Here is a 26,977-nt window from a genome sequence, read left to right as displayed (position 1 = left end):
GCCTTCATGACGGAGGAGCGCTCATGACGGAGGAGCGCCCGTCACGGAGTAGCGCTCCCGCAGCTTGTACTTGAGGACCTTGCGGAGCGTGTCGTTGCGCGGCAGGGCCTCCACCACCTCCAGCTGTTCCGGCAGCTTGTGGACGGAGAGGCCCGCCGCGCGCAGGAAGTCCGTCACCGCGGTGAGGGTCAGGGCCGGGGCGCCGGGCGGCTGCTCGACGACGGCACAGACGCGTTCGCCGCGCTCGGGGTCGGGGAGTCCGATGACGGCCGCGTCGCCGACCGCCGGGTGACGGTGGAGGAGGTCCTCGATCTCCTTGGCGGAGATGTTCTCCCCCTTGCGGATGATGATGTCCTTGATGCGGCCGGTGAGGACGAGATGGCCGCTCGGCGTCAGATGCCCCACGTCGCCGGTGATGAGGAAGCCGTCCTCGTCGAAGGCGGCGGCCGTCTGCGCCGGGTCGAGATAACCCTGGCAGACCGCCTCGCCCCGGAGCCGCACCTCGCCGCCCTCGGCGATCCGTATCTCCATGCCCTCCGGCGGCCGGCCCTCCGTCGTCGCCAGGTTCTCGGCCGTGTCGTCCGGTGAGCCCATCGTGATCATCGGCACCTCGGTCATGCCGTAGCCGTGGGTGAGCGCGCAGCCCATCTCCCGTACCACCGCGTGGTAGATCTCCGGGGGTTTCGGCGCCCCGCCGCCCGCGAGCAGCCGCAGGGTGGGGATGATTGGCTCGCCCGGCTGTTTGCGCTGCTCGGCGAGGAACATCGCGTAGAAGGCGGTGGACCCGCCCGCCACGGTGACCCCGTGCCTGCGGTACTCCTCCAGGGCTTCGGGCAGCGCGAACTGTTCGAACATCACCGCGGGGAACCCGTACAGCAGGAGCATCACCGTGTAGTCGGGCCCGGCGATATGGGCGTACGGGAAGGCCATCGAACCCACGTCGTCGTCGGTCAGCTTCAGCGCGTGGGCGAGGCAGGAGCCGCCCGCGATGAGGGAGCGGTCGGTGTGCAGGACGCCCTTGGGGTCGGAGGTGGTGCCCGAGGTCCAGTAGATCCAGCGCACGTCCGTCCCGGAGGCGGGCGGTGGCGGCAGGACGGCCGGGTCGCCGTCGGGCAGGGAGTCGTACGCCTCGAAGACCCCGCGCGCGCCGAGCCGCCGGGCCATCGCGGTGTGGTCGAAGCCGCGCCACACGCCCGGGACGGCGAAGAACTCGGCCTTCGACTCGCGCAGCGCGAAGCCGACCTCCCGGTCCCGGTAGAAGGGGATGACGGGCGACTGCACGGCGCCGATGCGGGCCAGGGCGAAGGTGAGGACCGCGGTCTCGATCCGGGTCGGCAGCTGCCAGGCGACGACGGTCCCGGGCCGGACCCCCATGTCGTACAGCCCGGCGGCGCACCGCTCGGCGCGGTCGTGCAGGGCGCCGAAGGTGAGGGTCCGGTCCCCCTGGAGCAGGACGGGCCGGTCGGGGCTGAGGGCGGCGCGGCGGTCGACGAGCTCCCAGAGGGTGCGGGACTCGCCCAGGGCGTGTGCGGTGTCGGTCACGACGACTCCCTTAACTGACCATCCGTCAGATCGTGCGGAGAGCGTAGAGGGCCGGTCCTTGTCGGTCCAGGGGTGCGGGGATAGCCTGAGGTCGAAGCCGTATCTGACGGTCCATCAGAAAGACGGAGGGGTCATGACGGAACTGCCCCGCATCATCAGCGTCGACGACCATGTGATCGAGCCCGCGCACCTCTTCGAGACCTGGCTGCCCGCCAAGTACCGCGACCGGGGGCCGAGGCCCCTCACCGCCGGGATCGGGGAGCTCGCCTACGTCGGCGGGAAGTACCAGATCACGATGGACCCCGACGGCCCGCCCACCGACTGGTGGATCTACGAGGACCTGAAGTTCCCGTACAAGCGCAACATCGCCGCCGTCGGCTTCGACCGCGACGACATGACCCTGGAGGGCATCACCCGCGCGGAGATGCGGCCCGGCTGCTGGGACCCCGTCGAGCGCCTCAAGGACATGGACCTCAACCACGTCGAGGCCTCGCTCTGCTTCCCGACCTTCCCCCGCTTCTGCGGCCAGACCTTCGCCGAGGCGCACGACAAGGAGGTCGCCCTCGCCTGCGTCCGCGCCTACAACGACTGGATGGTCGAGGAGTGGTGCGGCGACAGCGGCGGCCGGCTCATCCCGCTCTGCATCATCCCGCTCTGGGACATCGACCTCGCGGTCGCCGAGATCCGCCGCAACGCCGCCCGGGGCGTGAAGGCCGTCACCTTCTCCGAGATCCCGACCTACCTGGGGCTTCCGTCCATCCACTCCGGCTACTGGGACCCCTTCTTCGCCGTCTGCCAGGAGACCGGCACCGTCGTCAACATGCACATCGGGTCGTCCTCCCAGATGCCCGCCGCTTCTCCCGACGCCCCGCCCGCCGTCCAGGCGTCCCTCAGCTTCAACAACGCCATGGCCTCGATGATGGACTTCCTCTTCAGCGGCGTCCTGGTGCAGTTCCCGGCCCTCAAGCTCGCCTACAGCGAGGGCCAGATGGGCTGGATCCCGTACGCCCTCGAACGCGCCGACGACGTGTGGGAGGAGCACCGCGCCTGGGGCGGCGTCCGCGACCTGATCCCCGAGCCGCCGTCCACCTACTACTACCGGCAGATGTTCTGCTGCTTCTTCCGCGACAAGCACGGCATCGCCTCGCTCGACGTCGTCGGCCGGGACAACGCCACCTTCGAGACCGACTACCCGCACGTCGACTCCACCTTCCCGCACACCAAGGAGGTGGCCCTCGACCACGTCAAGGGACTCGACGACGAGACCGTCTACAAACTGATGCGCGGCAACGCCATCCGCATGCTCGGCCTGGGCATCGTCTGATGGACCTCGCGTACAGCGCGGAGGAGGAGGAGTTCCGGGCCGGGCTGCGGAAGTGGCTCGCCTCCGCCCTGCCCGCCCTGCCCCCGCGCCCGGACCCGCGGGACTGGCCGGCCCGGCGCGCGTACGACTGCGGGTGGCAGCGCAGGCTGTACGACGCCGGTTACGCGGACGTCCACTGGGACGCCTCCCCGACCCGGCGGCTGATCTTCCTGGAGGAGACCGAGCGGGCCGGGGCGCCGTACGTCGGCGCCAACTTCGTGGGCCTGCTGCACGCCGGGCCCACGATCGCGGCGGAGGGCACGCCGGCGCAGCGCGACCGGTGGCTGCCGCCGGTGCTGCGCGGCGACGAGGTGTGGTGCCAGGGCTTCAGCGAGCCCGACGCCGGCTCCGACCTCGCCGCGCTCAGGACGAGGGCTGTCCGGGACGGGGACGCGTACGTCGTCACCGGGCAGAAGATCTGGACCTCGCACGCCGAGGTCGCCGACTGGTGCGAACTGCTCGTGCGCACCGACGCGTCGGCGCCCCGGCACCGGGGGATCACCTGGCTCGCGATGCCCATGGACGCTCCCGGCATCACGGTCCGGCCCCTGCGGACCCTCGCCGGTTCGACGGAGTTCGCCGAGGTCTTCCTCGACGAGGTCCGCGTCCCGGTCGAGAACCGGGTCGGCGAGGAGAACGACGGCTGGCGGGTCACGATGGTGACCCTGTCGTTCGAGCGGGGCACCGCCTTCGTCGGTGAGGTCGTCGCCTGCCGCCGCGTCCTCGCCGAACTGGCCCGCGCGGCCCGGGCGAGCGGCGCCTGGGACGACGACGTGCTGCGCCGCCGGCTCGGCAGGCTGAGCGCCGAGTTCCGGGCGCTGTGGCGGCTCACGCAGTGGAACGTGAGCGAGGCGGAGGGCGGGGGCCGGGGCGGGACGACGGGTCGCGCGCGTCCGGGTCGGGTGACGGGTCCGGCGACGGGCGGGGTGCCGGGCATCGGCGGCTCCGTCTTCAAGCTGCGCTACTCGCACGCCCGCCAGGAGCTGTACGACACGGCCGCCGCCGTCCTCGGCCCGGACGCGCTCGACCTGGGGCGCGAGTGGAACCTGGACCGGCTGTCCTCGCTCTCGTACACGATCGCCGCCGGCACCTCCCAGATCCAGCGCAACATCGTCGCCGAGCGGATCCTCGGCCTGCCGAAGGGGCGGTGACCCACCCATGGACTTCCGGCTCACGGAGGACCAGAAGGCGTTGAAGGCGGGGGTACGGGCGCTTCTCGAGCGCCGCTTCGACCGGGCGGCGCTCCGGGCGGCCGTCGAGGCCGGCGGCACCCTGGACCGGGCGCTGTGGCGGGAGCTGGGCGCGGCCGGATTCTTCGCGCTACGGCTGCCGGAGGCGGAGGGAGGCGTGGGCCTCGGCCTGCCGGAGGCGGTGCTCGTCTTCGAGGAGGCGGGGCGGGTGTTGTTGCCGGGGCCGTTGGTGGCGACACACCTGGCGGCGGGAGAGGTGCCGGGGGCGGCGGAGGGGAAGACGGTCGTGACCCGCGCCGACGGGGCGCTCGTGGACTGGCTCGACGAGGCGGACGTGGTCCTGAGGGAGGCGACGGGCGCCGCCGCCGTGCGGCCGGAGGACCCGCTGCCCGTCCCCGTGCGGTCGGTGGACCCGCTGACGCCCCTGCACCGCTTGCCCGGCCCCGCGGGCGGAGGCGCCCGCTCGTCAGGCCCCGCGGGCGGCTGGGGACCATGGGCCGCGACGGCGGCCCTGCTGACCGCCGCCGAGCAGCTCGGGAGCGCCGGGCGCACCACCGAGACGGCCGTCGCCCACGCCCGTACCAGGGAGCAGTTCGGGCAGCCGGTCGGCGCCTTCCAGGCGGTCAAGCACCTGTGTGCCGAGATGCTCGTACGAACAGAGGTCGCCCGCGCCGCCGTCTACGCGGCGGCCGTCACCGCCGACCCGGTCGAGATCGCCGGCGCCAAACTCCTCGCCGACGAGGCCGCGGTGCGCTGCGCCCGCGACTGCCTGCAGGTGCACGGCGGCATGGGCTTCACCTGGGAGGCGGACGTCCATCTCCACCTGAAGCGGGCCTGGGTGCGGGCCGAGCGGTGGCTCCCGGCCGCCGCGGCCGAGGAGATGGAGGCGGCCGCGCTCGGCGAGGAGGCGGCGGGGACGGCCTGAGGGGTCACGGAACGTCGATATCGGGTTGTGTCCTTCGGCCGGGTCGTCACGGCCCGGAGTCGGGGCCTCGCTCCGGTACTCTCCGTGGGATGCGAGTGGTTGTGAACCCGGATAGCCCCGGTGTTGCCCGTGCGGCGGCTCCGGAGCCGGGAATGCCCGCCGCTCGCGCCCCCTGGAGGCGTTTCACGCCCTCCTGTTCGACTCCCCGCAGCGTGCGTCGCACAGTATGGACCATGCGTACTCCTTCGCGCTGGAATATGCCCGAAGCGCTTGTTGCGGTGACTGTACGTCAACCATGCTGTCCCACAAGGGAATCACGTTCCGTAAGGACGTCGATGGCTGTGGGGCGCGAGGCGATGTGTCCGCCGGTTCGGATGGTGTGAACGGTGCAGGTGCTTCAGGTTCAGTTGGAGGTCGGGCCGGACCCGGCGGAGGTGGGACGAGCCCGGCGATGGGCGCGTTCGAGGCTCGCAGGATCGGGCATAGGGGATGACGAGCCGCTGACCGACACGCTGGTGCTGCTCATCTCCGAGCTGGTCACCAACGCGGTGGTCCACACGGGGTGTCCGGCCGTGCTGCGGATGCTGTTCGCCGCCGGCTGTCCCGAGGCCGAGCCCGGGACGGTACGGGTGGAGGTCGCCGACGCGAGCGACCGGCCCCCGCGACCGCGCCACGCCGAGGGCGAGGACACCAACGGGCGGGGCCTGGAGCTGGTGGACGGCCTGGCCGACCGGTGGGGCTGGCAGCGCGAGGGCGCGGGCAAGAGCATCTGGTGCGAGGTGGACCGTACGGTCCCGGAACCGGCCCCGGTCCCGGTCCCGGCGGCACCGTCACCGGCACCGGCACCCGCGGCGGCCGTTTCCGCCTCGGCGCGCTGTTGACGGTTCGTGCCGATTTGTTCACTCTAGGGTGAGCGATTCGTCGTGAGGGGACGACGAGGGAGCGCGTGCGTCGTGCTGCCCTCGACGAGCACGGGTCGCGGCAGGGTGGCGGCTGTCCGTGCCGTGCTCGGGGCGCGCGCGAGTGCGCCGCCACCCGCGAGACCTTCCGCAGAGACCTCCCGCGCGGAGTTTTCGCGAGAGTTTTCGCGAGGGTTCACAGCAATGCGACCGGGGCCACCGGTGTGCCCGTACCGCCCACGAAGGGCTCGGGCATCGCGGAGAGCAGAAAGGCGTACCGCCCGCTCTGTGCACAGGCTGTGGACAGACTTTCCAGATTCCAGTTCTGACCCTGGAGCATCCCCATCTCGACGAGGTCGAGCGCGTGCACGGGCAGCCAGAGGTTCTCGATCTCGGGCGGGAAGATCTCGAAGGTGAGCGTGTCGTTGGCGACGGCGGCGACATCGCGGGCGTGGAACCACTCGGGCGTACGGATCGACAGGCCCGGGGAGGGGAAGGCGTACCCGTGCCTGTCCCCGGCGAGGTACGCGCGCATCTGCCCGGTCCGTACGAGAACGATGTCGCCGGCCCGTACGGTCACCCGGCCGAATTCCGCCGCCTCGTCCAGGTCTTCCGGGGTCACGGCGTGGTCGCCAGGCAGCCGGTCCAGGCCCTTGGCGGCCGCCACGTCGAGCAGGACGCCACGGCTCACGAGGTGGCGGGCGGTGTGGATGCCGCTGAACTCGGAGCGGCCGTGCGGGGTGATCGTGGCGGCCGGCCGGCCGTTGTAGATCTTGCCGGAGTGGGAGACGTGGGTGAGCGCGTCCCAGTGGGTGGCCGCCTGCAGCCCGAAGGTCACGGCGTCGTCGCTGGTGGCGACGGTGCCGGGGCCGAAGAGCTCCTGGTTGATCTGGACCATGACGTGGAGCGGGTTGACCCGGCCGGGGATCATGCCGGTCTGCACGCCGTCCTGCTTCAGGTCGAGGGCCAGGGGGACGCGCTGCCCGGAGACGACGGTCCGTACCGCCTCCCGTACCACCTCGTCGGTGATCAGGTTGAGGGTGCCTATCTCGTCGTCCCGGCCCCAACGTCCCCAGTTGTTCACGCGCTTGGCGATGTCGTGGAACTCCGGCGGGAGGGAGGAGGGAAGTGACATCGGGGCCTCCGGGGTCTTGTTCTCCGGTATCTGACGGGTCGTAGAATCCAGCTACGGTGAATCTAACGGACCGTCAGAAAATGCGGGAAGGGGCCGGGCGTGGGGAACTTCTTGGCAGGCAAGGTCGTCGCCGTGACGGGGGCGGGGCGGGGGATCGGCCGGGCGGTCGCCCTCGCGTGCGCGGCGGAGGGCGCGAAGGTCGTCGTCAACGACTACGGGGTCTCCATCGAGGGCGGGGAGCCGACGAGCGAGATCGCCGAGGCCGTCGTCAAGGAGATCGAGGCGGCGGGCGGGTCGGCGGTGGCCGTCGCCGACGACATCTCGACGATGGCGGGCGGCGCGCGGGTGGTGGAGACGGCGCTGGAGTCGTACGGGCGGATCGACGGGGTCGTGTGCGTGGCGGGCATCCTGCGCGAGCGAATGCTCTTCAACATGTCGGAGGAGGAGTGGGACCCGGTCGTCGCCACGCACCTGAAGGGGACGTTCACGGTCTTCCGGGCGGCGAGCGCGGTGATGCGCAAGCAGGGCGGCGGCACGCTGATCGGCTTCACCAGCGGCAACCACCAGGGCTCGGTGGCCCAGGCCAACTACGCGGCGGCGAAGGGCGGCATCATCTCGCTGGTGCGGTCGGCGGCGCTCGGCCTGCACAAGTACGGGGTCACGGCGAACGCGGTGGCGCCGGTGGCGCGGACGCGGATGTCGGCGAACGTGCCGATGGAGCTGAAGGAGATCGGCGAGCCGGAGGACGTGGCGGCGCTCGTCGTCTACCTGCTCTCGGAGCGGGCGCGGGCGGAGCAGATCACGGGCCAGGTCTACACGATCGCGGGCCCGAAGATCGCGGTGTGGGCGCAGCCGCGGGAACTGCGGGCGGGTTACGCGGAGTCGGGCGCCTGGACGCCGGAACGGATCGCGGACTTTCTGCCGGGGACGGTGGGGGTGGATCCGATGCCGATGCTGGCGCGCCTGGAGGAGATGGCGCGAGCGGCGGCGGAGGGCTCCCGCCCGAACGCGTAGCGGCGGCCCCGCACCCTCACCGTTGTGGGCAACTGTTCCGCAGGGCGGAACGGGTGGGCACAACCCACGACGGCGCCGCACCTGTGGTGACCGCACGGCCCGGGAGCCTGGGCCCGGCAAGGGCGCCGTCCGTTGTGCCCACCCGTTCCGCCCCAGCGGAACGGATGCCCACAACGGGGTGGGGCGGGGTGGGTCCGCGCCGGCGGAACGAATGCCCACAACGGTGGTGGGCGGAGGGTGGGGCCGCCCAGAGGGAGGGTGGGGCCGCTCAGCGGGACGAAGGTCCGCAACGGGGTGGCGAGGTGCGGCAGGTGCCTCGCTCCCGAGACAAGGGAGACGTACATGCGTGGAGTGGTGTTCGACGGGACGCACGTGCAGGTCGTGGACGATCTGGAGGTGCGGGAGCCCGGACCCGGGGAAGTCGGGGTTGCCGTGCGGGCCGCCGGGGTGTGTCACAGCGATCTGGCCGTCGTCGACGGCACCATCCCCTTCCCCGTCCCCGTCGTCCTCGGCCACGAGGGCGCCGGCGTCGTCGAAGCCGTCGGACCCGGTGTCACCCATGTCGCCCCCGGCGACCACGTCGCCCTCTCCACCCTCGCCAACTGCGGCGCCTGCGCCGACTGCGACCGTGGCCGCCCCACCATGTGCCGCAAGGCGATCGGCAGGCCCGGGCAGCCCTTCTCACGGGCCGGGCGGCCCCTCTTCCAGTTCGCGTCGAACTCCTCCTTCGCCGAGCGGACCGTCGTCAAGGCCGTCCAGGCGGTGAAGATCTCCTCCGACATCCCCCTCACCTCCGCCGCCCTCATGGGCTGCGGCGTCCTCACCGGCGTCGGAGCCGTCCTCAACCGCGCCAAGGTCGACCGCGGCGAGAGCGTCGTCGTCATCGGCACCGGGGGCATCGGCCTCAACGTCCTCCAGGGCGCCCGGCTCGCCGGCGCGCTCACCATCGTCGCCGTCGACACCAACCCCGCCAAGGAGGCCGCCGCACGGCGGTTCGGCGCCACGCACTTCCTCACCAGCGCCGACGGAGTGCGCGACATCCTCCCCACCGGCGCCGACCACGTCTTCGAGTGCGTCGGGCACACCGGCCTCGTCCGGGCCGCCGTCGACCTGCTCGACCGGCACGGACAGGCGGTCCTCCTCGGCATGACGGCGCCCACCGCCGAGGCGAGCTTCCCGCCCGCCGCGATGTTCCTCGACAAGTCGATCCTCGGCTGCCGTTACGGCTCCTCCCGCCCGCAGAAGGACATCGCCCTCTACGCCGAGCTGTACCGCCAGGGCCGGCTCCTCCTCGACGAACTCGTCACCACGACCTACCCCGTGGAGGACTTCGCCAAGGCGGTGGAGGACGCCGAACAGGGGCGCGTCGCGCGCGGAGTCCTCACCTTCTAGCGGCTTTCACCGGTGATCGGGTGAGCGGCCGATACGGTCGTGACCATGGCGTACCGCGAGCTCCTCACCCGCCCCGTCCTCGCCTGGTCGGCCGTCGCCCTGGCCGCCCGGCTGCCGGTGGCGATGGCACCGCTGGCGGTCGTGTTCCTGGTCCGGGAGCGGCCGGGCGGCTACACCCTCGGGGCGGTGCTCGCCGCCGCGTACGTCATCGGCGAGATCGTCGCCGCCCCCGTCCTCGGCATCCGGCTGAACGCCGAGCGGGCCCGCCCGCATCTGGCGATCGGGCTCGTGGTGGGCGCCGCCGGCTTCGCCGGGCTCGGCCTCGCCGCCGACGCGCACCCCGTCGTCCTCGGCCTGCTCGCCTTCCTCGCCGGGGCCGGTCCCGCCGCCTCCCCCGGCGCGCTGCGCGCCATGCTCACCAGCCTGGTCCCGGAGAAGGACGTCACCCAGGCGCTCTCCATCGAGTCCGTGCAGACCTTCGTCATCTGGGCGGTCGCACCCGCACTGGTGACCGGCCTGGCGCTGGGCGTCGACCCCGCCGTGCCGCTGCTGCTCCAGGGCGCACTGATGGCCGCCTCCGTGGCCGGACTGTGGGCGCTGCCGCCCGGCTGGCGGGCCGAGAGCCACGAGCAGGGCGGGGAGTCGATGCGGCGCGTCCTGCTGCGGGCCTGGCCGGTGTACGTCATGGGCGCCGGCAGCCTGACCCTGCTGGCGCTCGCCGAGCTGATCCTGCCCGCCCTCCTCGAACAGCGGCAGATCGGCATCGGCTGGGCGGGCCCGCTCCTCGCCGGCTTCGCGATCGGCTCGGCGGTGGGCGCGTTCGTCTACGGCCTGCGGAGCGGCTGGCCCGGCCGGCTGCCGGTGCAGTCCCTCGTGCTCATCCTCGGCGTCGCCGCGGGCGTCGCCCTGATGGCCGTGCTGCCCTCCGTGGGCGCCATAGCCGTCGCCCTGGTCCTGGCCGGCCTCCTCCAGGCCCCGGCCATGCTCACCCGCAACCTGGCTCTGCGTCAGATCCTGCCACCGAGTGCCCTGGCAGCCGGCTACTCGGTCATGTACGCGGCCGTCGGCACCGGTTACGCGGCGAGCGGCTCACTCGCCGGCGGTCTGCTGAAGGTGGTGGCCCCCTCGACCGCCATCCTCTGCGGCGTCGGCCTGACCCTGCTCCTGACCGGGATCGGCGCGGTGGGGGAGCGGCGGATCGAGAGCGCCGGACATCCGGCCGCTCAGCCGACCGCGCCCGCGCGGAAGGTGCGGCGGTAGGTCGTCGGGGTGACGCCGATGGCCGCCTGGAGGTGGGAGCGGAGCGACTGGGGGGTGCCGAAACCGGCGTCGCGCGCCACCTGGTCGACCGGGAGATCCGTCGACTCCAGGAGGTGCCGGGCCCGCTCCACGCGCTGCTGGGTGAGCCACTGACCGGGGCTGACGCCGACCTCCTCCCGGAAGCGGCGCGTGAACGTCCGTACGCTCATCGACTCCCGTACCGCCAGATCCCGCAGCTGGATCGGCTCGTGCAGATGCGCGAGCGCCCAGGCGCGGGCGGTCGTGGTGGTCGCGCAGCCGGGCTCGGGGAGCGGGCGGGCTATGTACTGGGCCTGTCCGCCGGCGCGGTGCGGCGGTACGACGGTCCTGCGGGCCACCTCGTTGGCGACGGCCGTCCCGTGGTCCCGGCGCACGATGTGCAGGCACAGGTCGATCCCGGCGGCGACGCCCGCCGAGGTCAGCACGTCCCCGTCGTCGACGAACAGGACGTCGGCGTCGACCCGTACGCTCGGGAAGAGCCGCTGGAAGTGCTGGGCCGAGGCCCAGTGCGTGGTGGCCGGGCGCCCGTCGAGGTAGCCGGCGGCGGCCAGGACGTACCCGCCCGTGCAGATGGAGACGAGCCGCGTACCGGGCCGGATGTGCGCGAGCGCGGCGGCCAGCTCGTCGGTCAGCCTGCCCTCCTCGTAGACCGGCCCGAGTTCGTACGAGGCCGGGACGACCACCGTGTCCGCCGTCGCCAGCGCCTCCGGTCCGTGCTCGACGTGGACGGCGAAGTCGGCGTCGGTGGGGACCGGGCCGGCGACCGGGGCGCAGGTCACGATCGAGTACAGCGGCCGGCCCTCGGGGTCCTTGGCGCGGCCGAAGATCCGGTGCGGAATGCCCAGCTCGAAGGGGAGCAGACCCGGCAGGGCGAGGACGGCTATACGGTGCGGCACGGTCAGTTCCCTCGCATCCCTTCGGAGATCCCTTCGGAGATCCCCTCCGAAATCCCTTTGTGGTCCAGACCACTTGCTGCTAGAAGTCGGACCCGTGACGGACAAGCAATCGGAGCACTACCCGTACAAGTCTGAGGTCCGGGACGCCATTCCCGTACCGACCGGGGCCCCGGCCCTCTGGAACCGTAACTTCCGGCTCTTCTTCGTGGCCCGGGCCGCCGCCGTCTTCGGCGAGGGCACGGTGCCCGTCGCCCTCGCCGCGGGGCTCCTCGGCGCCGGGCACTCCGGCTCCTCCGTCGGTTACGCCCTCGGCGCCTGGATCGGCCCCTTCGCGCTCTTCGTCGTCTTCGGCGGCGTCCTCGCCGACCGCTTCACCGCCCGCCGGATGATGATCGTCGCGGATGTGCTGCGGCTGCCCGGAGCGGCCGTCCTCGCCGTCTCCTTCGCCGCCGGCGGTCCGCCGCTGTGGGCGGTGTATGCCCTCTCCGCCGTCAGCGGTGTCGGTGCCGCGCTCTTCCAGCCCGGGGTCGCCTCCACCATCCCGCGCATCGCCCCCGACGTGCAGCGCGCCAACGCCGTCCTGCGGGTCGTCGAGTCCCTGATGACCATGGCGGGCCCGGCGGTCGCCGGCCTCCTCGTCGCGCTCTCCGGCGCGGGTGCCGCCTTCGCCGCCAACGGCCTGACCTTCGCCGTCAGCGCCCTCTGCCTCGGCCTGATGCGGATACCGTCCGCGCCGCAGGACACGGCGGCACGCGGCTCGCTCGGCTCCGAAATGGCCGTCGGCTGGCGGGAGTTCCGGGCCAGGAGCTGGCTGTGGGGGGTCATCGCGATCTGGACCGTCTACGGACTCACGGTCGCGGGACCGCTGGTGCCGCTGACCGCCACCCTGGTGACCGGGGAGCACGGCTCGGCGGCGTACGGCGTGCTGATGGCGGTCAACGGCGCGGGCAGCGCGGTCGGCGGGCTCCTCGCCCTGCGGCTGCGCCCGCGCCGCCCGCTGGCGGCGGGGGCGGTGGCGCTGCTCGGCCTGCCGGTGAACCTCCTCCTGCTCGGTTCCGGGGCGTCCGTGACCGTCCTCGGGGTGGGGCAGCTCCTGGGCGGGGCCGCGTTCGCGTTCTGGCTGGTGATGTGGTCGACGTCGGTCCAGACGCATGTGCCGCAGGACGCGCTGAACCGCATGCACGCCTACGACGTGGCCGGATCGCTGCTGATGATGGCGGCGGGCCGGGCGCTCGCGGGGCCGGTGGCGGAGGCGGTGGGGACGGAGGAGGTCCTGCTGGCGGGAGCGGGGATCTCGGTCCTTGTGGTGGTGGCGCTGCTGGTGGTGCGGCCGATCAGGACGTTGCCACGGGTGTAGCGCGGCCAAGGCCGTCTCGTGTCCCGATTCTTGTGAAAGCTGGCATCCGGGCCAATGGTCGGGCCGGGTGCCGCTCGCGATGCTGTGTGACGTGACCGAGACAGCCAAGACCTCCGCGACGCCTCCCGCCCTGCCCCGTACGCCCCGTACACCTCGCACACCCGGTACGCCTCGCACGCCGCGAGTCCACCGCGCCTGGTTCGTCGCGGCCGTCACCTTCGTCACGATCATCGGCGCCGCGGCCTTCGCCTCCCTGCCCGGGCTGCTGATCGAACCGCTGCACAGCGAGTTCGACTGGTCGCGCGGCACGATCGGCTTCGCGGTTTCGGTGAACCTCGCGCTCTACGGCCTGACGGCGCCGTTCGCCGCCGCCCTGATGGACCGGTTCGGCATCCGGCGGGTCGTCGCGGTCGCGCTGAGCGTGATCGCGCTCGGCTCGCTGCTCACCGTGTGGATGACGGCGGCCTGGCAGCTCGTGCTGTTCTGGGGCGTCCTCGTCGGGCTCGGCAGCGGTTCGATGGCGCTGGCGTTCGCGGCCACCGTGACCAACCGGTGGTTCGTGGCCCGGCGCGGGCTCGTGACCGGCATCCTGACGGCGGCCGGCGCCTCCGGTCAGCTCGTCTTCCTGCCCCTGCTGTCCTGGCTCGTCGAGAACCACGGCTGGCGGCCCGCCTCGGTGACCGTCGCGCTCTGCGCCCTCGTGATCGTCCCCTTCGTGTGGCTGCTGCTGCGCGACCACCCGGCGGACGTCGGCCTCGCGCCGTACGGAGCGGCGGAGTTCGTGCCCAAGCCCGGGCCGGTCCAGGGCGCCGCCCGCCGCGCGGTGACCGTCCTCCTCAAGGCGGCCCGCACCGGCCCCTTCTGGCTTCTCGCCGGCACCTTCGCGATCTGCGGCGCCTCGACCAACGGCCTGGTCAGGACCCACTTCGTGCCGGCCGCCCACGACCACGGCATGCCGATCACCGCGGCGGCCTCGCTGCTCGCCGTGATCGGGGTCTTCGACGTCGTCGGCACGATCGCCTCCGGCTGGTTCACCGACCGCTTCGAGTCGCGGCGGCTGCTGGCCACGTACTACGCGCTGCGCGGGGTGTCGCTGCTCTTCCTGCCGATGCTCCTCGCCCCGTCCGTCCACCCGCCGATGGTCTTCTTCATCGTCTTCTACGGTCTGGACTGGGTGGCCACGGTCCCGCCGACGATCGCGCTGTGCCGCGAGCACTACGGCGAGGACAGCGCGATCGTCTTCGGCTGGGTCCTCGCCTCCCACCAGGTGGGCGCGGCGGTGGTCGCCTTCGCGGGCGGCCTGGCGCGGGACGCCTTCGGCTCGTACGACGTGGTCTGGTACGCCTCGGGCGCGCTGTGCGCGGCGGCGGCCCTGATGGCCCTGGTGATCCGCCGCCGCCCGACGCTCCCGGAGCCGTCGCTCACGCGCTGAACCGGCCGAACCGCCCCCGGTGGAAGAGCAGCGGCGCGCCCTCCGCCTCCGCCCCCAGGGCCTCCACCCGCCCCACCACGATGAGATGGTCGCCCCCCGTGTGCACCTGGGCGATCGTGCAGTCGACCCAGGCGGGTGCGCCCTCCAGGCGCGGCGAGCCCGTCACCGGGGCCGGGACGTACCCCACCCCCGCGAACTTGTCCGCGCCGCTCTTCGCGAACCCCAGGCACAGCCGCTCCTGGTCCGCCCCGAGGATGTTCACGCAGAAGACCCCGGCCCGGGCGATGCGGGGCCAGGTGGTCGAGGTGCGCGCCACCATGAAGGCGATCAGGGGCGGGTCGAGGGAGAGGGAGGCGAAGGACTGGCAGGCGAATCCGGCCGGGCCTTCGGGTCCGGGTCCGGGTCCGGGGGCGGGGGCGGGGGCGGTCACGACGGTGACGCCGCTGGCGAAGTGCCCGAGGACCCGGCGGAACTCGGCCGGGTCCACGGGCAGCCGTTCGTCCTCCCGTACCGCCCGCAGCCGTGGCCGTGGCCCGGAGGGCGGATCCACGGCCGTGGGCGATCCGGCCGACCTGAGGTATCGGACGGCGGTGGCCGCCATCCCCGCGTGTCCCATCACACGACCATTGAAGCTGACGTGCCGTCAGATAGGAACCCTCGGGCCGGCCTCGGTCAGATCAGGGCGTCCTTGTACGCGATGTTCACGCGGCGGTCGCCCGACTCGCCCGAGGCGAAGCCGAACGTCAGCCGGGGAAGGTAGGCACCGGCCCGGGCGGGGTCCGGGACGAGCATGATGTTCATGCCCTCGGGCTCCCGGAAGGTGAGGCTCTTCAGCGCGCGGGTGAGGGCGCGCTCCGAGACCCCGGTGTTCAGGTCGACCCGGGTGATGTGGGTGGTGCCCACGTCCGTCGTGTCGGTCGGCCCACCGGAGGCGTAGGCCTCGCCCTCGTACATGTACATGTAGGAGCCGTAGAGGCAGAAGCCCTGCGCGTCGTACACCGGCCGGGGCAGGTCCGCGAAGTGGTGCAGCGGCGCGCCGAGCGGGGCGGCGACCGCGGTGTCCAGGTCCCAGACCGCGCACTGCAGCTGACCGTTGCGGTTGAAGCGCACCAGCACCCGGCGGTGGTGCATGTCGACGACCGGCCGCGGCGCGGTCAGGGTGGTGCCCGCGCCCGGGAGCTTGAGCGGGTCGGGCGTACGGTCCTTGAAGTTCATGGCCGTACGGTCCTCCGGGTCGTCCCAGTGGAAGCTGCGCGGCGGCTGGTCGGCCGCCGGGCCCACGTACTTGATCCGGCACAGCTTGGTGCCGAAGCCCGTGTTGTCCGAGTTCGGCTGCGAGTCGTACTCGATCCAGATGTACGGCGCCGAGCCCACCGCCGTCGTCTCGATGCCGATCTGGGCGCCGTGCCCGAAGCCGCGCAGGTACATCCGCCCGAGCTTGGTCGAGCCGTCCGCGCTCAGCTTGGTGATGGCGATGTCGCCCTCGGCCTTGCGCGTCGCGTACGACACCCCGTCACCCGGGTTGTACATGACCTGGGCGACGTACCAGTGCTTGTTGAGGTGGTCGTAGCCCGCGCACTGCATCACGGTGGGACACCAGGCCTGCTTGTGCATGAACAGGGCGTCCGACGGGTCGGCCAGGTCGAAGGCGAGCGAGGCGGGCAGCGCCGTGGCACCCTCGGCCGCGATCTGGGCCTGCGCCTGGGCCAGGGCCTGCGCCTGCGCCGTCGAGGCGGCGGCGCCGCCGAGGACCAGACCGGCGGCGGTGCCCCCGCCGAGCCGTATGAGGCCCCTCCGGCTGATCGGACCGGTACCGAAAACGCTCATCATGTACCCCTCATCCAAAAGACGTTGAGGGGACAACGTAGCTGCTCCCGCTACCGCCCCTCGTACTTCGGCGTCCGCCGCTCCACGAAGCTCGCCACGCCCTCGGTTGCGTCCCGCGTCGTCATGTTGATCTCCTGCGCGGCCGCCTCCGCCGCGAAGGCCGTCGCCCGGTCGGAGTCCAGGGAGGCGTTCACGAGCTGCTTGGTCAGCGCGAGCGCCCGGGTCGGTCCCTGGGCGAGCCGCTCGGCCCACTCCCGCGCCGTCTTCTCCAGCTCCTCCGCCGGCACCACCCGGTTCACCAGGCCCAGCTCCCGCGCCTGCGCCGCCCCGATGGCGTCCCCGAAGAACATCAGCTCCTTCGCCCGTCGTGGCCCGATCAGCCGGGGCAGGAGGTACGCCCCGCCCCCGTCCGGCACGAGACCCCGCCGGACGAACACCTCGATGAACGTCGCCGGCTCGGCCGCGAGCACCAGGTCGCAGGCGAACGCCAGATGGGCGCCGATCCCGGCCGCCGTCCCGTTCACCGCCGCGATCACCGGCTTCTCGCAGTCCAGTACGGCTCCGACCAGCCGCTGCGCCCCGAGCCGGATCGTCCGCGCCACGTCACCGGGAACCCCGGGCCCCCGCGATCCGCCCGGAGGCGCCCCGCGCAGGTCCGCGCCCGCGCAGAAGCCGCGGCCGGTCGCGGTCAGCACCACCGCCCGTACGTCCGGGTCGGCGGAGGCCTCCCCGAGCAGGGCGATGATCCGCTCGCGCTGGTCCCAGGTGACCGCGTTCATCGCCTCGGGCCGGTTGAGCGTGATCCACGAGACGCCGTTGTCGAGGCTGTGCAGGATCTCTTCCACCGGGCTCCTATCGACACACCGCGAGCGCGTCCAGGGCGACCGCCCCCTGCCCGCGCTCCAGCACCATCAGCGGGTTGATGTCCAGTTCGGCGAGGTCGCCGTCGAGTTCGAGGGCCATCCGCTGCACCCGCAGCACGACCTCCACCAGCGCGTCCACGTCCGCCGGCGGCGCTCCCCGGACCCCGTCCAGGAGGGCGCGCCCGCGCAGTTCGGCCAGCATGTCCCGGGCCTGCGGCTCGCCGAAGGGCGGGACGCGGACGGCGGTGTCGTTCAGGACCTCGACCAGGATCCCGCCGAGCCCGACCGTGACCGTCGGCCCGAAGAGCGGGTCGCGGGTCACGCCCACCACCATCTCCACCCCGCGCCCCACCATCTGGCAGACCAGGACGCCGTCGAGGTCGACACCTTCGTAGCGGGCGATGTCGGTGAGCTCGCGGTACGCGTCCCGCACCTGGCTCGCCGAGGTCAACCCGACCTTGACCAGGCCCAGTTCGGACTTGTGGGCGAGCTGCGCCCCGGACGCCTTCATCACCACCGGGTAGCCGACGAGGCCGGCCGCCCGGACGGCGGCGGCCGCGCTGGTGACCAACTGCTCGCGCGGCACCCGGATCCCGTACGCCCGCAACAGCTGCTTCGCCGCGTGCTCGCTGAGCTGCAGGCCCGGCCGCATGAGGGCCTGCGCCTTGCGGAAGGACGGGGAGGGGGTGCGGGGCGCCTCGTCGAAAGGGGAGCGGTAGGCGGTGGTGAAGCGGTGGTGGTCGAGGTAGGCCTTCACGGCCCCGATGCAGTTGGAGAACGTACGGAAGGTGGCGACGCGCGAGGAGCCGAGCAGGGTCTCGCGGTAGGCGGCCTCGGTCCCGACCGGCGAGCCCCAGACCACGCACACCAGCTTGTCGGTGGCCTCCGCCGCGTCGACGAGATCCTGCGCGAGCCTGTCGCTCATCGGCGGGAACGGTCCGGTGATGGGGCAGATCAGGACGCCGACGGAGGGATCGGCGAGGATCGCGTCGATGATCTTCCGGCCGCGCCAGTCGCCGACCGGGTGTCCGCCGTTGTCGACGGGGTTGGACACGTCGAGATACGGCGGTATCCACTGGTGGAGCTCCGCCTGCTTGTCCTCCGGGAGGGTGGGGAGGGTCAGCCCGGCGGCCGTGGCGAGGTCGGCGAAGTGGGCGCCGGTTCCGCCCGAGATGGAGTAGACGACGACGCCCTCGGCGACCGGCTTGCGGGCGCGGGCCAGCAGGGTGGCGGTGTCCTGGAGCTCGTCGAGCCCGTCGACCCGGATCACCCCGAACTGCCGCATCGCCGCGTCGACGACCTGGTCCGCGCCGGTGAGCTTGCCGGTGTGCGAGGCGGCCGTCCGCGCCCCGGCCTCGGTCCGCCCGACCTTCACGGCGACGACGGGCACCCCGCGCCGCGCGGCCCGGTCGGCGGCGAGCAGGAAGGAGCGCCCGTCCTTCAGGCCCTCGACGTAACAGGCGATGGCCCCGACCTCGGGCAGCTGCGAGAAGTACGAGAGGAAGTCGGCGGTCTCCAGGTCGGCCTCGTTGCCGGTGGGCGCCCAGTGGGAGAGCCGTACCCCCAGCTCCTGGAGGGTGTGGACGGGCCGGCCCTGGTGGCCGGACTGGGTGATCAGCGCGATGGCGGGCCCGTCGAGGTCCTCGCGGAAGCGCTCGAAGGCGTTGAGGTTGGTGTTGGGCCCGAGGAGCCGTATCCCGGAACGCCGTACGGCGGCGGCGAGCCGCTCCTGCGCGGCGGCGCCGGCCTCGCCCGTCTCGGCGAAGCCGGAGGCGAAGGCGACCGCGAACCTGACCTTGGTCGCGGCGAGCTCCTCGATGACGGGGAGCGGGTCGGCGACGAGGAGGACGGCGAGATCGACGGGCTCGGTGAGCGCGCCGACGGAGGGTACGCAGTCGATGCCGAACACGCTGGTACGGCTGGGGTGGACGGGTACGACCCGGGCGCCGACGCGCTCGGCCCAGGCGAGCAGCTGCCGGGTGATCCCGGTGTTGGGCCGCCCCTCCGTGTCGGACGCGCCGACGACGGCGACGGACTCGGGCCGGAAGAACCGGTCGAGGTCGGGCACGGGCGCGTACAGCGGTCGCCCGCTGACGTCCCGGTCGCCGGCGACGGCGGTGACGCCGTGCACGGCGGTCCCGGCGGCCCCGGGGTGCTCTCCGCAGGCGACCACGCGGGCGCGGAGATCGGTGGTGAAGGTGCCGTGAGTCGATCCAAGCATCGTTGCGCTCCGCCCGTCGTTCCGTCCGTCGTCCGTCCGTCCCGTGCCTCTCTTCGCAATCTGACGCCTAGTCAGCTTACGAGTCTGACGCTCAGTCAGGAATAGGGTGTGCGGGGAAAGCCTGGGCCGGGGGCGGGGGGCGCCGTCCCCTTCGGCTCCGTACAACCATTCGACGTGGCGGACGGTCTACCCCGGGACGCGTGATCCACTGCGTCCGACCACACCACTTCCAGGGGGAAGTTTGTCCAGCGTCACCACCCGTGGCACCCGCCGCGCCCGCGGCCGCGTCCGCGGCCGTACCCGCGTACTCGGCGTCGCGCTCGCGGTCCTCGCGTCCTCCGCCGCGCTCGCCACGACGACCGCGGCCCCGGCCCAGGCGGCCCCGGCCCAGGCGGCGCAGGCCGCTCCGGCGCAGGCCGCTCAAGCCGCTCCGTCTCAGGCCGCGGCGGCCACGTCCAAGCCGCGCGTCGTCTTCACCGAGCACACGACAGTCGACGGCATCCGGACCAGCACCCTGGTCACGGTCAACGCCGACGGCACCGACCGGCGCACCCTCGTGCCGAGCGGCACGGGCCTGCCCCGGGCCGAGATCGGCGGCGTCACCTACTCCCCGGACGGCCGCCGCCTCGCCTTCATCAGCCATGACGGCTACGCCGACATCTGGGTCGCGAACGCCGACGGCACCGGCGCCCGCCCCGTCCGTATGGACATTGACGAGCCGGACGGCTGGCTCGCCGACCTCGACTGGTCGCCCGACGGGACGAAGCTCTACCTCGGCTTCGGGACCAAGCCGGGACACGACCGCCGACGCGTCATGCAGGTCAACCTGGACGGCACGGGCCTCGGTTACGTCTTCGCCGAGCCGGAGCGGACCTGGGACGGCCAGATCGACGTCGCCCGGGACGGACGGCTCGTCTTCCTCCGCGGCAGCACGATCCACCTCTACGACCCGCGCACCGGCGCGGCCCCGCAGCCGGTCACCCAGGGCCTGCACCCCTCGTTCTCCCCGGACGGCAGGAAGATCGCCTTCGCGGCCTACCGCGACGGCGCCAACGACGTCTACGTCCGCGACCTGACGACCGGCGTGGAGACCCGGATGACCACGCGTGAGGAGGTCATGTTCCCGGAGTGGTCCCCGGACGGCGGCAGCATCGTGTACCTCTCCGGCGGCACGCGCATGCAGCTCACCGTCCACTCGGCGACCACCCCCGGCGGCCCCGGCACGAAGCTCACGACCACCGACGTGACCGCCGCCGAACCCGACTGGGTCGTCCCGGCCGGCCTCCCGGCCCCGGGACAGTTCCAGCACGACCTCACCGGCGACGGCGCCCCCGACCTGATCGCCCAGGACGGCGGGGTGCTCTGGCGGTACGACGGGAACGGCGCGGGCGGCCTGAAGCCCCGGGTCCAGATCGGCACCGGCTGGAACGGCTTCCGCCTCACTCTCGTCGGCGACCTCGGCCGCGACGGCGTCCCCGACCTGCTGGCGCAGGACGGCGCGGGCGTGCTGTGGCGTTACGACGGCAATGGCACGGGCGCTCTGAAGCCGCGCGTGAAGATCGGCACGGGCGGCTGGGGCGGCTTCCGCCTTACGGGCGTGGGCGACCTGAGCGGCGACGGCGTCGCGGATCTGCTGGCGCAGGACGGCGCGGGCGTGCTGTGGCGTTACGACGGCAACGGTACGGGCGGTCTGAAGCCGCGCGTGAAGATCGGCACGGGCGGCTGGGGCGGCTTCCGCCTCACCGGTGTGGGCGACCTGAGCGGCGACGGCGCGCCCGACCTGCTGGCGCAGGACGGCGCGGGTGTCCTGTGGCGGTACGACGGCAACGGTACGGGCGGTCTGAAGGCGCGCGTGAAGATCGGCACAGGTGGCTGGGGCGGCTTCCGCCTTACGGGCGTCGGTGACCTGAGCGGCGACGGCGTCGCGGATCTGCTGGCACGGGACGGCGCGGGCGTGCTGTGGCGGTACGACGGCAACGGTACGGGCGGCCTCAAGGCGCGCACGAAGATCGGCACCGGCTGGGGCGGCTTCAAGGCCCTCGTCTGAGCCGGAGCGAGAGGTGAGCCGGGGGTTCCCGCCCCCGGCCCACCGGTCCGACCCGTCCTAGGAAGTGGCCTTGCGTATCGCGCGGGCGATCTTCTTCGCGTCGATCGCGAGCTCCCGCAGCATCCCGCTGATCGGGTTCGTGAAGCCGGTGAAGTACAGGCCCGGCGCCTCGCGCGGGCAGCGCGCCCCGTGCACCACCGGACGCCCGCGCCCGTCCAGCACACCCAGGTGCCCCACCAGTGGTTCCAGGCCGCTGCGGTAACCGGTCGCGGCGATCACCGCGTCCGGGGTGATGGGGGTGCCGTCCGCGAGGACGACCTTGTCGCCGTCGAAGGACTCGACCGCGCCCACGATCTCCACCGTGCCCCTGCGCACCGCGTCGACGAGCCCCACGTCCTGCACGGGGATCGCACCCTCCCGCACCCGCGAGTACAGGCCCGTGTCCGGCCGGGGCAGTCCCTGCGCAGAGAGGTCCGGCATCGACAGGCGGCCCATCAGCGCGCCCGCCCTGTCGACGAGACGGACCGGCAGCCGACGCACCAGGATGCCGGTGCGCTGGGCCGGCCAACCGGCCGTGGAGCGGCGCACGATGTGCGGGACCGTGCGCACGGCGAGCCGCACCCGGGCGGCGCCGCCCTCGGCGAGGTCGGCCGCGATCTCCGTCCCGGTGTTCCCGGCGCCGACGACGAGCACGTCACGGCCCCGGTACGCGGCCGGGGCGCGGTAGGCGCTCGCGTGCGTGATCTCGCCGCTGTACGTGGCGAGTCCGGGCCACTCGGGCAGGTGCGGGGTGTGGTTGTACCCGGTGGCGACGACGACCGCCCGGCCCGTGAGCAGGCGCCCGCCTGTCGCGTGCAGGACCCAGTTCTCGCCGTCCTCGGCCCGCTCGATCCGGGAGACCTCGACCCCGGTCACGATCTCCAGCTCGTGCGCCTCGGCGTACTTCTCCAGGTAGCGCACGACGTCGGCGCGGGCGACCCAGCGTCCGAAGGAGCGGGGCATCGGAAGGCCGGGCAGCCCCGAGAGCCGACGGGTCGTGTGCAGCCGCAGCCGGTCGTAGTGCCCGCGCCACGAGGCGCCGACGGCGTCGGACTTCTCCAGGACGACGGCCCGTACGCCCCGCTCGCGCAGGGTGGCGGCGACGGCGAGTCCGCCGGGTCCTCCGCCGACGACGTAGACGGGATGGTCGTGCTGGCCGGGGTGGTCGGGACGGGTTTGGGGGGTGTGGGACATGAATGCCCAGCGTAACGACGTGCTCACTTGTTGGGTCTCGGTCAAGAGGGGGTTCGGTTGCGAATCGGTCACGCGTGCACGGGTCTTGCGCGGACGGTGTGAAGTCCGCTGAACTGACGTACCGTCAGATAAGTGTGACCGGGGTCGAGGAAGGGGTCCGGAAGAGATGCAGACCATCTGGCTCACCGGCGCCGAATGGCTCGCCGTCCTCCGCATCGGCCTCGGCCTGTGGTGGCTGGAGAGCTGGCGCCACAAGGACAGGAAGGGCTGGTTCGAGCGGGGCACGGGCATCGCGTGGGCGGCCGACGTCGCTGCGAAGCACCGCTGGGCGGCCGTCCGCACCGGCTTCCAGACCGTCGTCGCCCCGCGCCCGAAGCTCATGGCGTACGTCGTCGTCTACGCCGAACTCGCCCTCGCCCTCGGCCTGATCACCGGCTTCCTCACCCCGATCGCCCTCGTCGGCGGACTGCTCCTCAACCTCCTCTACCTCACCTTGATGATCCACGACTGGGCCGAGCAGGGACAGAACGCGATGATGGCGCTGATCTCGCTGGTGGCCCTCTTCGCCATGTCCTGGCAGACCTGGTCCCTCGACCACGCGATCGGACTCTTCGAATGACGCCCGCCGCACGGTACGACCTCCCCGACGTCGACGCCTTCACCCGCCCCTACTGGCAGGCCGCCGCCGAAGGCCGCCTCCTCCTGCGCCGCTGCGCCGCCTGCGGCAGGGCGCACCACTACCCCCGCGAGTTCTGCCCCCACTGCTGGAGCGAGGACGTGACCTGGGAACGGGCGACCGGCCGGGCCACCCTCTACACCTGGTCCGTCGTCCACCGCAACGACCTCCCCCCGTTCGGCACCCGCGTCCCCTACATCGCGGCGGTGGTTGACCTGGCGGAGGGCCCCCGGATGATGACGCGCATCGTGAACGTGCCGGAAGGCGACCTCCGCATCGGCATGGAACTGGAGGCCGGCTTCCAGGACGAGGGGGACGTCACCGTCCCCGTGTTCGGCCCGCGCTCACACGGGTGAGATGTTCCGCCGGAGGCGACTGCGGCCGGAGCCGGCGGCCGGTCTGGTTGGCTACCAGGGCTTGCCCTCCGAGACGGAGGCGGCGTCCACGATCAGCTCCGGCAGCGGCAGACCGGTCCGCTCGAAGCGGCCCCGGACCCGGTGCGCGTAGTTGGAGGTGACCAGCGCCCACGAGCCGGGGGAGAGGGCGGCGAGGAGCCCGGCCGCCCCCTCGAAGGCCGTGTACGAGCCCGTACGGACGTCCGCGTCCTCCAGCTCGTGGAGCAGCGCCAGGCACGCCTCCGGGTCCCGTCCCGGAGCGACGGCCGCGAACGTCTCGACGGGCCGCGTCCGCAGCGCCACCGCGTACACCTCGTCCCCGTCGAGCCCGTACCGCCCGGCCCAGTCGTGCCACACGCGCCGCTGGTTGGCGACGGCGTCGATCAGGGTGCCGTCGACGTCGAAGAGGACGAAGTTCTTGCCGTTCACGGCCGTGAGGCTGGCGACAGGCGGACAGCGCCACGCCAAGCGGGTGGATCGTCGTGACCGGGGGTCGTACGGGGTCGTTGGCCGGAGCATGAAGAACACGACTGCGTCCCTCCTGGCCGCCACCGCCCTCGCCGGTCTCACCGGTCTCGCCGGCCTCGGCCTCGCGAGCCCCGCGGGCGCGACGAACGAGCCCGGCACGGCCCCGCCCGCCGCCAACCGGCTCCACCTGACGGTCACCGACTCCACCGGCACGACGAGGGAGGCCTGGCTCGGCTGTCGCCCCACCGGCGGCAACCACCCGTTCCCCGAAGCCGCCTGCGACGCCGTGCGCGAGGCCGGCGGCGACCTCGACGAGCTGGTGGGCGTCGCGGCCGCCGACTGCCCGATGGACTACAACCCGGTCGAGGCGTCGGCGAAGGGAACCCTCGACAGCAAGCCGGTCGAGTGGAAGAAGACCTTCCCGAACGAATGTGAGCTCAACGCGGAGACCGCCCCCGTCTTCGCCTTCTGACAGCCACGAGAGCGGGGGCCGGTGACGGCCCCCGCCCACGCGAGGACGGTCAGAACGGGGACTCGGCGTCCTCCCCGTAGTTCGGGTTCGGCTGCTCGGACCGAGCGCCCAGCGGGGCGCGCCAGTCACCGGTGCCCGGGTAGACGTACAGGCTCTTCGCCGTGTACCCGAGCAGATCCGGCCGCCCGTCCTTGTTCGCGTCACCGATGCCGACGATGTGGCTGAACGCGTTCCAGCCGGCGCCGACCTTCGTACGGGCCGCGAAGGTGCCGTCGCCCTTCCCCAGGTACGACCAGAGCACGCCGTCCTTGTCGCGCGCGACGAGGTCGCCGGCGGCGCCACCGGCGATGTTCCCGACCGCGGTGACCTTGTTGTAGATCCCCCATCCGGTGCCGATCTTCTTACGGGCGGAGAAAGGCGCGCTCGCGTTGCCCGTCCCCGGGTAGAGCCACAGCGCACCCGCCGTGTCCGTGGCGAGCACGTCCGTACGCCCGTCCCCGGTGAGGTCCCCGCCGCCGACCACCTTGGTGTAGATCTGCCACCCGGTGCCGATCTTCACGAGCGGCGAGAACCCGCCCTCGGAACGCCCGGCGTAGAACCACAGCACACCGCTCTTGTCGCGGGCCAACACGTCGGCATGGGCCGAACCGCCGAGGTTCCCCGGCGCGACGAGCTGGTTGAAGGCGTTCCAGCCGCTGCCGAGCGACGCCCCGTAGGGCCAGCGCAGGCGGTTCGTCTGGACGTCGAAGTGGCTGTCGTAGGTCATCAGCTGACCCCAGCTGTCGACCGCGAGCAGGTCGGGCGAACCGTTGTCGTTGAAGTCGTGCGGCGCGGCCTTGCGGGCGACCTTGAACGCGCCCGTCGCCTCCAGGTCCGGCCCGACGCCGTTCGTCGGACTCGCGATGATCCGCCAGGTGTAGTCGCCGTTGAAGGCGGCGGTGAAGGACGGGGAGTCGTCCTGCGCGTGGTGGTACGAGCCGTCCCACACGACACTGAGCGGACCGGCGCCGGTCACCGCCTGGTCGGCCGGAACGTACTGCCGCCACACCCGGTTCGTCCGCGTGTGCCGCAGCTCGACGGCGAACGACACGTTGCGCCGGCTCAGCTCCCACGACAGCTGCACGCGGCCACGGTTCGCGGCGAAGTCGATGACCGGAGGGACTACGGCGCGCGTCAGCGTGACCTTCGTCGGCTCGCCGGTCGTGGCGACCAGCTCGGCCACCGGCGGCGTGCCGTTCCCGCCGGGGGAGACGCGGTAGAGCCCCTCGCCCTTCTCGCCGGTGCCGCCGCGCACGAGCAGGGTGCCGTCGGGGCCGGGCACGGAGGACGACATGTGATCGAGGAGCGTGACGGTCTCCCCGGTCTCCAGGTTGCGGGCCCGCAGAGGAGTGAGGGCGCTGCCCAAGCTGTCGGTGAGTCGCCCCGGAACGGCGTACGTCAGCCAGCTTCCGACGAGGCCGAGGCTCAGCTCCTCGACCTGTCCGATGAGGACCCGCTCCGTCTTTCCGGTGCCCCGCGCGGCCACGACGATCTCGAACCCGGTCCCGGAGACGGACTCCCGCCAGGCCACGTGGGTCGCGGAGAAGGCGAGGGGGGCGCTGAGATAGCCGGGCTGGGAGCCCTCGTACGTCTCGGTGACGACCGCCGTCGCCAGGTCGACCACCGCCCGGCCGCCGCCCTTCGGCATCTCCCGGGCACCCCGGTCGTACCCGAGGAGAGCGCTGCCCGGCACCCCCGCCGTGGCGGTGAACCAGGCGGCACCGTCGGGCATCCCGGTGACCTTCCGGTCGGACACGGTGTCGCCGCTCTTGCTGACGAGGTGCAGTTCGTGCGTCCCGTCCGCGTTCGTCACCTCGACGAGGAGGGTCGAGCCGATGGCTTCGACGTACGCGTAGTTGGCGCCGAGCTGGTCCAGGTCGATGGTCACGGGCGCGGCGCCCGTGGCCATGTCGTGCAGCGTGACGACGCGGTACTCAAAGGGAGCGGCGGCGTCACCCGTCACGACGACGTCCGAGGCGGACCCGTCGTTCGAGTTGGTGGTCGCCGACAGCACGGTCGAGGTGCCGTCCGCGTACCGCGTCCAGCGCAGCTCGGGCTTCTCCGGGGAGCCCGCCGTCAGGAAGCCGCCCGGCCCGGCGGCGGCGATCCTGGTGGCGTCGGCGGGGTAGCGCGGCAGCGCGCTGTCCGTCGCGGCAGCCACCGCGTCGGAACCGGCCGGCGCCGCGGCGACGGCGGCCGGAACGGCCAGGGCGCCCACGGTCAGGGCCAGCACGGCGGCGATCGCCGAACCGAGCCGCAGTCGGGACGTACGTACGTGGGCCAAGGCCTGTT

At 72.7% G+C, this 26,977-nt stretch carries 22 protein-coding genes and 1 pseudogene; 13 read left to right on the top strand and 10 right to left on the bottom strand.

Annotation, left to right across the window (positions count from 1 at the left end; genetic code table 11):
• Positions 1–21 precede the first annotated feature (21 nt).
• On the bottom strand, positions 22–1,542 hold the full coding sequence (locus tag ACF06X_RS17605) for a class I adenylate-forming enzyme family protein (protein WP_392288149.1): 1,521 nt from the start codon (positions 1,540–1,542) through the stop codon (positions 22–24).
• A 133-nt stretch (positions 1,543–1,675) separates the two neighbouring features.
• Here ACF06X_RS17605 and ACF06X_RS17600 point away from each other — a divergent pair, with 133 nt between their 5' ends.
• The 4 genes from ACF06X_RS17600 (at position 1,676) to ACF06X_RS17585 (ending at position 5,901) form a co-directional block, all read left to right on the top strand.
• Positions 1,676–2,866, top strand: coding sequence for an amidohydrolase family protein (locus ACF06X_RS17600; protein ID WP_392288148.1), 1,191 nt, complete (start codon positions 1,676–1,678; stop codon positions 2,864–2,866).
• On the top strand, positions 2,866–4,056 hold the full coding sequence (locus ACF06X_RS17595) for an acyl-CoA dehydrogenase family protein (RefSeq protein ID WP_392288147.1): 1,191 nt from the start codon (positions 2,866–2,868) through the stop codon (positions 4,054–4,056). Before ACF06X_RS17600 ends, ACF06X_RS17595 begins: the two co-directional genes overlap by 1 nt.
• A gap of 7 nt (positions 4,057–4,063) precedes the next feature.
• The gene (locus ACF06X_RS17590; RefSeq protein ID WP_392288146.1) at positions 4,064–5,020 is read left to right on the top strand and encodes an acyl-CoA dehydrogenase family protein; all 957 of its coding nucleotides are present in this window, start codon (positions 4,064–4,066) and stop codon (positions 5,018–5,020) included.
• 386 nt (positions 5,021–5,406) lie between these two features.
• The gene (locus ACF06X_RS17585; protein ID WP_392288145.1) at positions 5,407–5,901 is read left to right on the top strand and encodes an ATP-binding protein; all 495 of its coding nucleotides are present in this window, start codon (positions 5,407–5,409) and stop codon (positions 5,899–5,901) included.
• A 214-nt stretch (positions 5,902–6,115) separates the two neighbouring features.
• Here ACF06X_RS17585 and ACF06X_RS17580 read toward each other — a convergent pair whose 3' ends face one another.
• Positions 6,116–7,054 carry a cyclase family protein gene (locus tag ACF06X_RS17580; protein ID WP_392288144.1) on the bottom strand — a complete coding sequence of 313 codons (939 nt, stop codon included), beginning with the start codon at positions 7,052–7,054 and terminating at the stop codon, positions 6,116–6,118.
• Positions 7,055–7,153: 99 nt separating this feature from the next.
• Between ACF06X_RS17580 and ACF06X_RS17575 the strand changes: the two genes are divergently transcribed.
• From ACF06X_RS17575 to ACF06X_RS17565, 3 genes are all read left to right on the top strand, one after another.
• The gene (locus tag ACF06X_RS17575; RefSeq protein ID WP_392288143.1) at positions 7,154–8,068 is read left to right on the top strand and encodes an SDR family oxidoreductase; all 915 of its coding nucleotides are present in this window, start codon (positions 7,154–7,156) and stop codon (positions 8,066–8,068) included.
• Positions 8,069–8,410: 342 nt separating this feature from the next.
• Positions 8,411–9,460, top strand: coding sequence for a Zn-dependent alcohol dehydrogenase (locus tag ACF06X_RS17570; protein WP_392288142.1), 1,050 nt, complete (start codon positions 8,411–8,413; stop codon positions 9,458–9,460).
• 45 nt (positions 9,461–9,505) lie between these two features.
• The gene (locus tag ACF06X_RS17565) at positions 9,506–10,720 is read left to right on the top strand and encodes an MFS transporter (protein ID WP_392288141.1); all 1,215 of its coding nucleotides are present in this window, start codon (positions 9,506–9,508) and stop codon (positions 10,718–10,720) included.
• Here ACF06X_RS17565 and ACF06X_RS17560 read toward each other — a convergent pair.
• Positions 10,684–11,655, bottom strand: coding sequence for a GlxA family transcriptional regulator (locus tag ACF06X_RS17560; protein ID WP_392288140.1), 972 nt, complete (start codon positions 11,653–11,655; stop codon positions 10,684–10,686). The two genes, ACF06X_RS17565 and ACF06X_RS17560, sit on opposite strands and share 37 nt — an antisense overlap.
• Before the next feature lie 148 nt (positions 11,656–11,803).
• Between ACF06X_RS17560 and ACF06X_RS17555 the strand changes: the two genes are divergently transcribed.
• Together ACF06X_RS17555 and ACF06X_RS17550 are read left to right on the top strand one after the other, a co-directional pair.
• On the top strand, positions 11,804–13,012 hold the full coding sequence (locus tag ACF06X_RS17555) for an MFS transporter (protein ID WP_392288434.1): 1,209 nt from the start codon (positions 11,804–11,806) through the stop codon (positions 13,010–13,012).
• A 79-nt stretch (positions 13,013–13,091) separates the two neighbouring features.
• Positions 13,092–14,444, top strand: coding sequence for an MFS transporter (locus tag ACF06X_RS17550; RefSeq protein WP_392288433.1), 1,353 nt, complete (start codon positions 13,092–13,094; stop codon positions 14,442–14,444).
• Here ACF06X_RS17550 and ACF06X_RS17545 read toward each other — a convergent pair.
• The 4 genes from ACF06X_RS17545 to ACF06X_RS17530 all read right to left on the bottom strand — a co-directional run bounded on the left by ACF06X_RS17545 (position 14,434) and on the right by ACF06X_RS17530 (position 19,355).
• Complete coding sequence (locus ACF06X_RS17545) at positions 14,434–15,060, bottom strand: flavin reductase family protein (RefSeq protein WP_392288139.1); 627 nt, start codon at positions 15,058–15,060, stop codon at positions 14,434–14,436. The two genes, ACF06X_RS17550 and ACF06X_RS17545, sit on opposite strands and share 11 nt — an antisense overlap.
• A 56-nt stretch (positions 15,061–15,116) precedes the next feature.
• Positions 15,117–16,271 (bottom strand): hypothetical protein, encoded by a 1,155-nt coding sequence (locus ACF06X_RS17540; RefSeq protein WP_392288138.1) that lies wholly within the window; start codon positions 16,269–16,271, stop codon positions 15,117–15,119.
• 50 nt (positions 16,272–16,321) lie between these two features.
• The gene (locus ACF06X_RS17535) at positions 16,322–17,050 is read right to left on the bottom strand and encodes an enoyl-CoA hydratase/isomerase family protein (protein ID WP_392288432.1); all 729 of its coding nucleotides are present in this window, start codon (positions 17,048–17,050) and stop codon (positions 16,322–16,324) included.
• A gap of 73 nt (positions 17,051–17,123) precedes the next feature.
• The gene (locus tag ACF06X_RS17530; RefSeq protein ID WP_392288137.1) at positions 17,124–19,355 is read right to left on the bottom strand and encodes an acetate--CoA ligase family protein; all 2,232 of its coding nucleotides are present in this window, start codon (positions 19,353–19,355) and stop codon (positions 17,124–17,126) included.
• Positions 19,356–19,596: 241 nt separating this feature from the next.
• On the opposite strand from ACF06X_RS17530, the gene ACF06X_RS17525 reads away from it, so the two are divergent.
• Entirely contained in the window at positions 19,597–21,402 is a 1,806-nt protein-coding gene (locus ACF06X_RS17525; protein ID WP_392288136.1) for an FG-GAP-like repeat-containing protein, read from the top strand.
• 57 nt (positions 21,403–21,459) lie between these two features.
• Here the strand turns inward: ACF06X_RS17525 and ACF06X_RS17520 are convergent, their stop codons facing one another.
• Complete coding sequence (locus ACF06X_RS17520) at positions 21,460–22,635, bottom strand: flavin-containing monooxygenase (protein WP_392288135.1); 1,176 nt, start codon at positions 22,633–22,635, stop codon at positions 21,460–21,462.
• Between the two features lie 166 nt (positions 22,636–22,801).
• On the opposite strand from ACF06X_RS17520, the gene ACF06X_RS17515 reads away from it, so the two are divergent.
• Positions 22,802–23,254: a DoxX family protein gene (locus ACF06X_RS17515; RefSeq protein ID WP_392288134.1), complete on the top strand. Its 453-nt coding sequence runs from the start codon at positions 22,802–22,804 to the stop codon at positions 23,252–23,254.
• Positions 23,251–23,667, top strand: coding sequence for a Zn-ribbon domain-containing OB-fold protein (locus ACF06X_RS17510; protein WP_392288133.1), 417 nt, complete (start codon positions 23,251–23,253; stop codon positions 23,665–23,667). Before ACF06X_RS17515 ends, ACF06X_RS17510 begins: the two co-directional genes overlap by 4 nt.
• Before the next feature lie 57 nt (positions 23,668–23,724).
• On the opposite strand, the pseudogene ACF06X_RS17505 reads toward ACF06X_RS17510, so the two are convergent.
• Positions 23,725–24,135 (bottom strand): annotated as a pseudogene (locus tag ACF06X_RS17505) (phosphatase); the annotation flags it as partial.
• Positions 24,136–24,223: 88 nt separating this feature from the next.
• Here ACF06X_RS17505 and ACF06X_RS17500 point away from each other — a divergent pair.
• A complete protein-coding gene (locus ACF06X_RS17500; RefSeq protein ID WP_392288132.1) occupies positions 24,224–24,646 on the top strand; it encodes an SSI family serine proteinase inhibitor in 423 nt (140 codons plus the stop codon).
• Positions 24,647–24,695: 49 nt separating this feature from the next.
• Here the strand turns inward: ACF06X_RS17500 and ACF06X_RS17495 are convergent, their stop codons facing one another.
• Entirely contained in the window at positions 24,696–26,969 is a 2,274-nt protein-coding gene (locus tag ACF06X_RS17495) for an FG-GAP-like repeat-containing protein (RefSeq protein ID WP_392288131.1), read from the bottom strand.
• Positions 26,970–26,977: the final 8 nt, after the last annotated feature.

The organism is Streptomyces sp. NPDC015346, from assembly GCF_043078785.1.
GTDB lineage: Bacteria > Actinomycetota > Actinomycetes > Streptomycetales > Streptomycetaceae > Streptomyces.
Note: the sequence above shows the minus strand (reverse complement) of the source record. Positions and strands in the feature narration are given on the sequence as shown.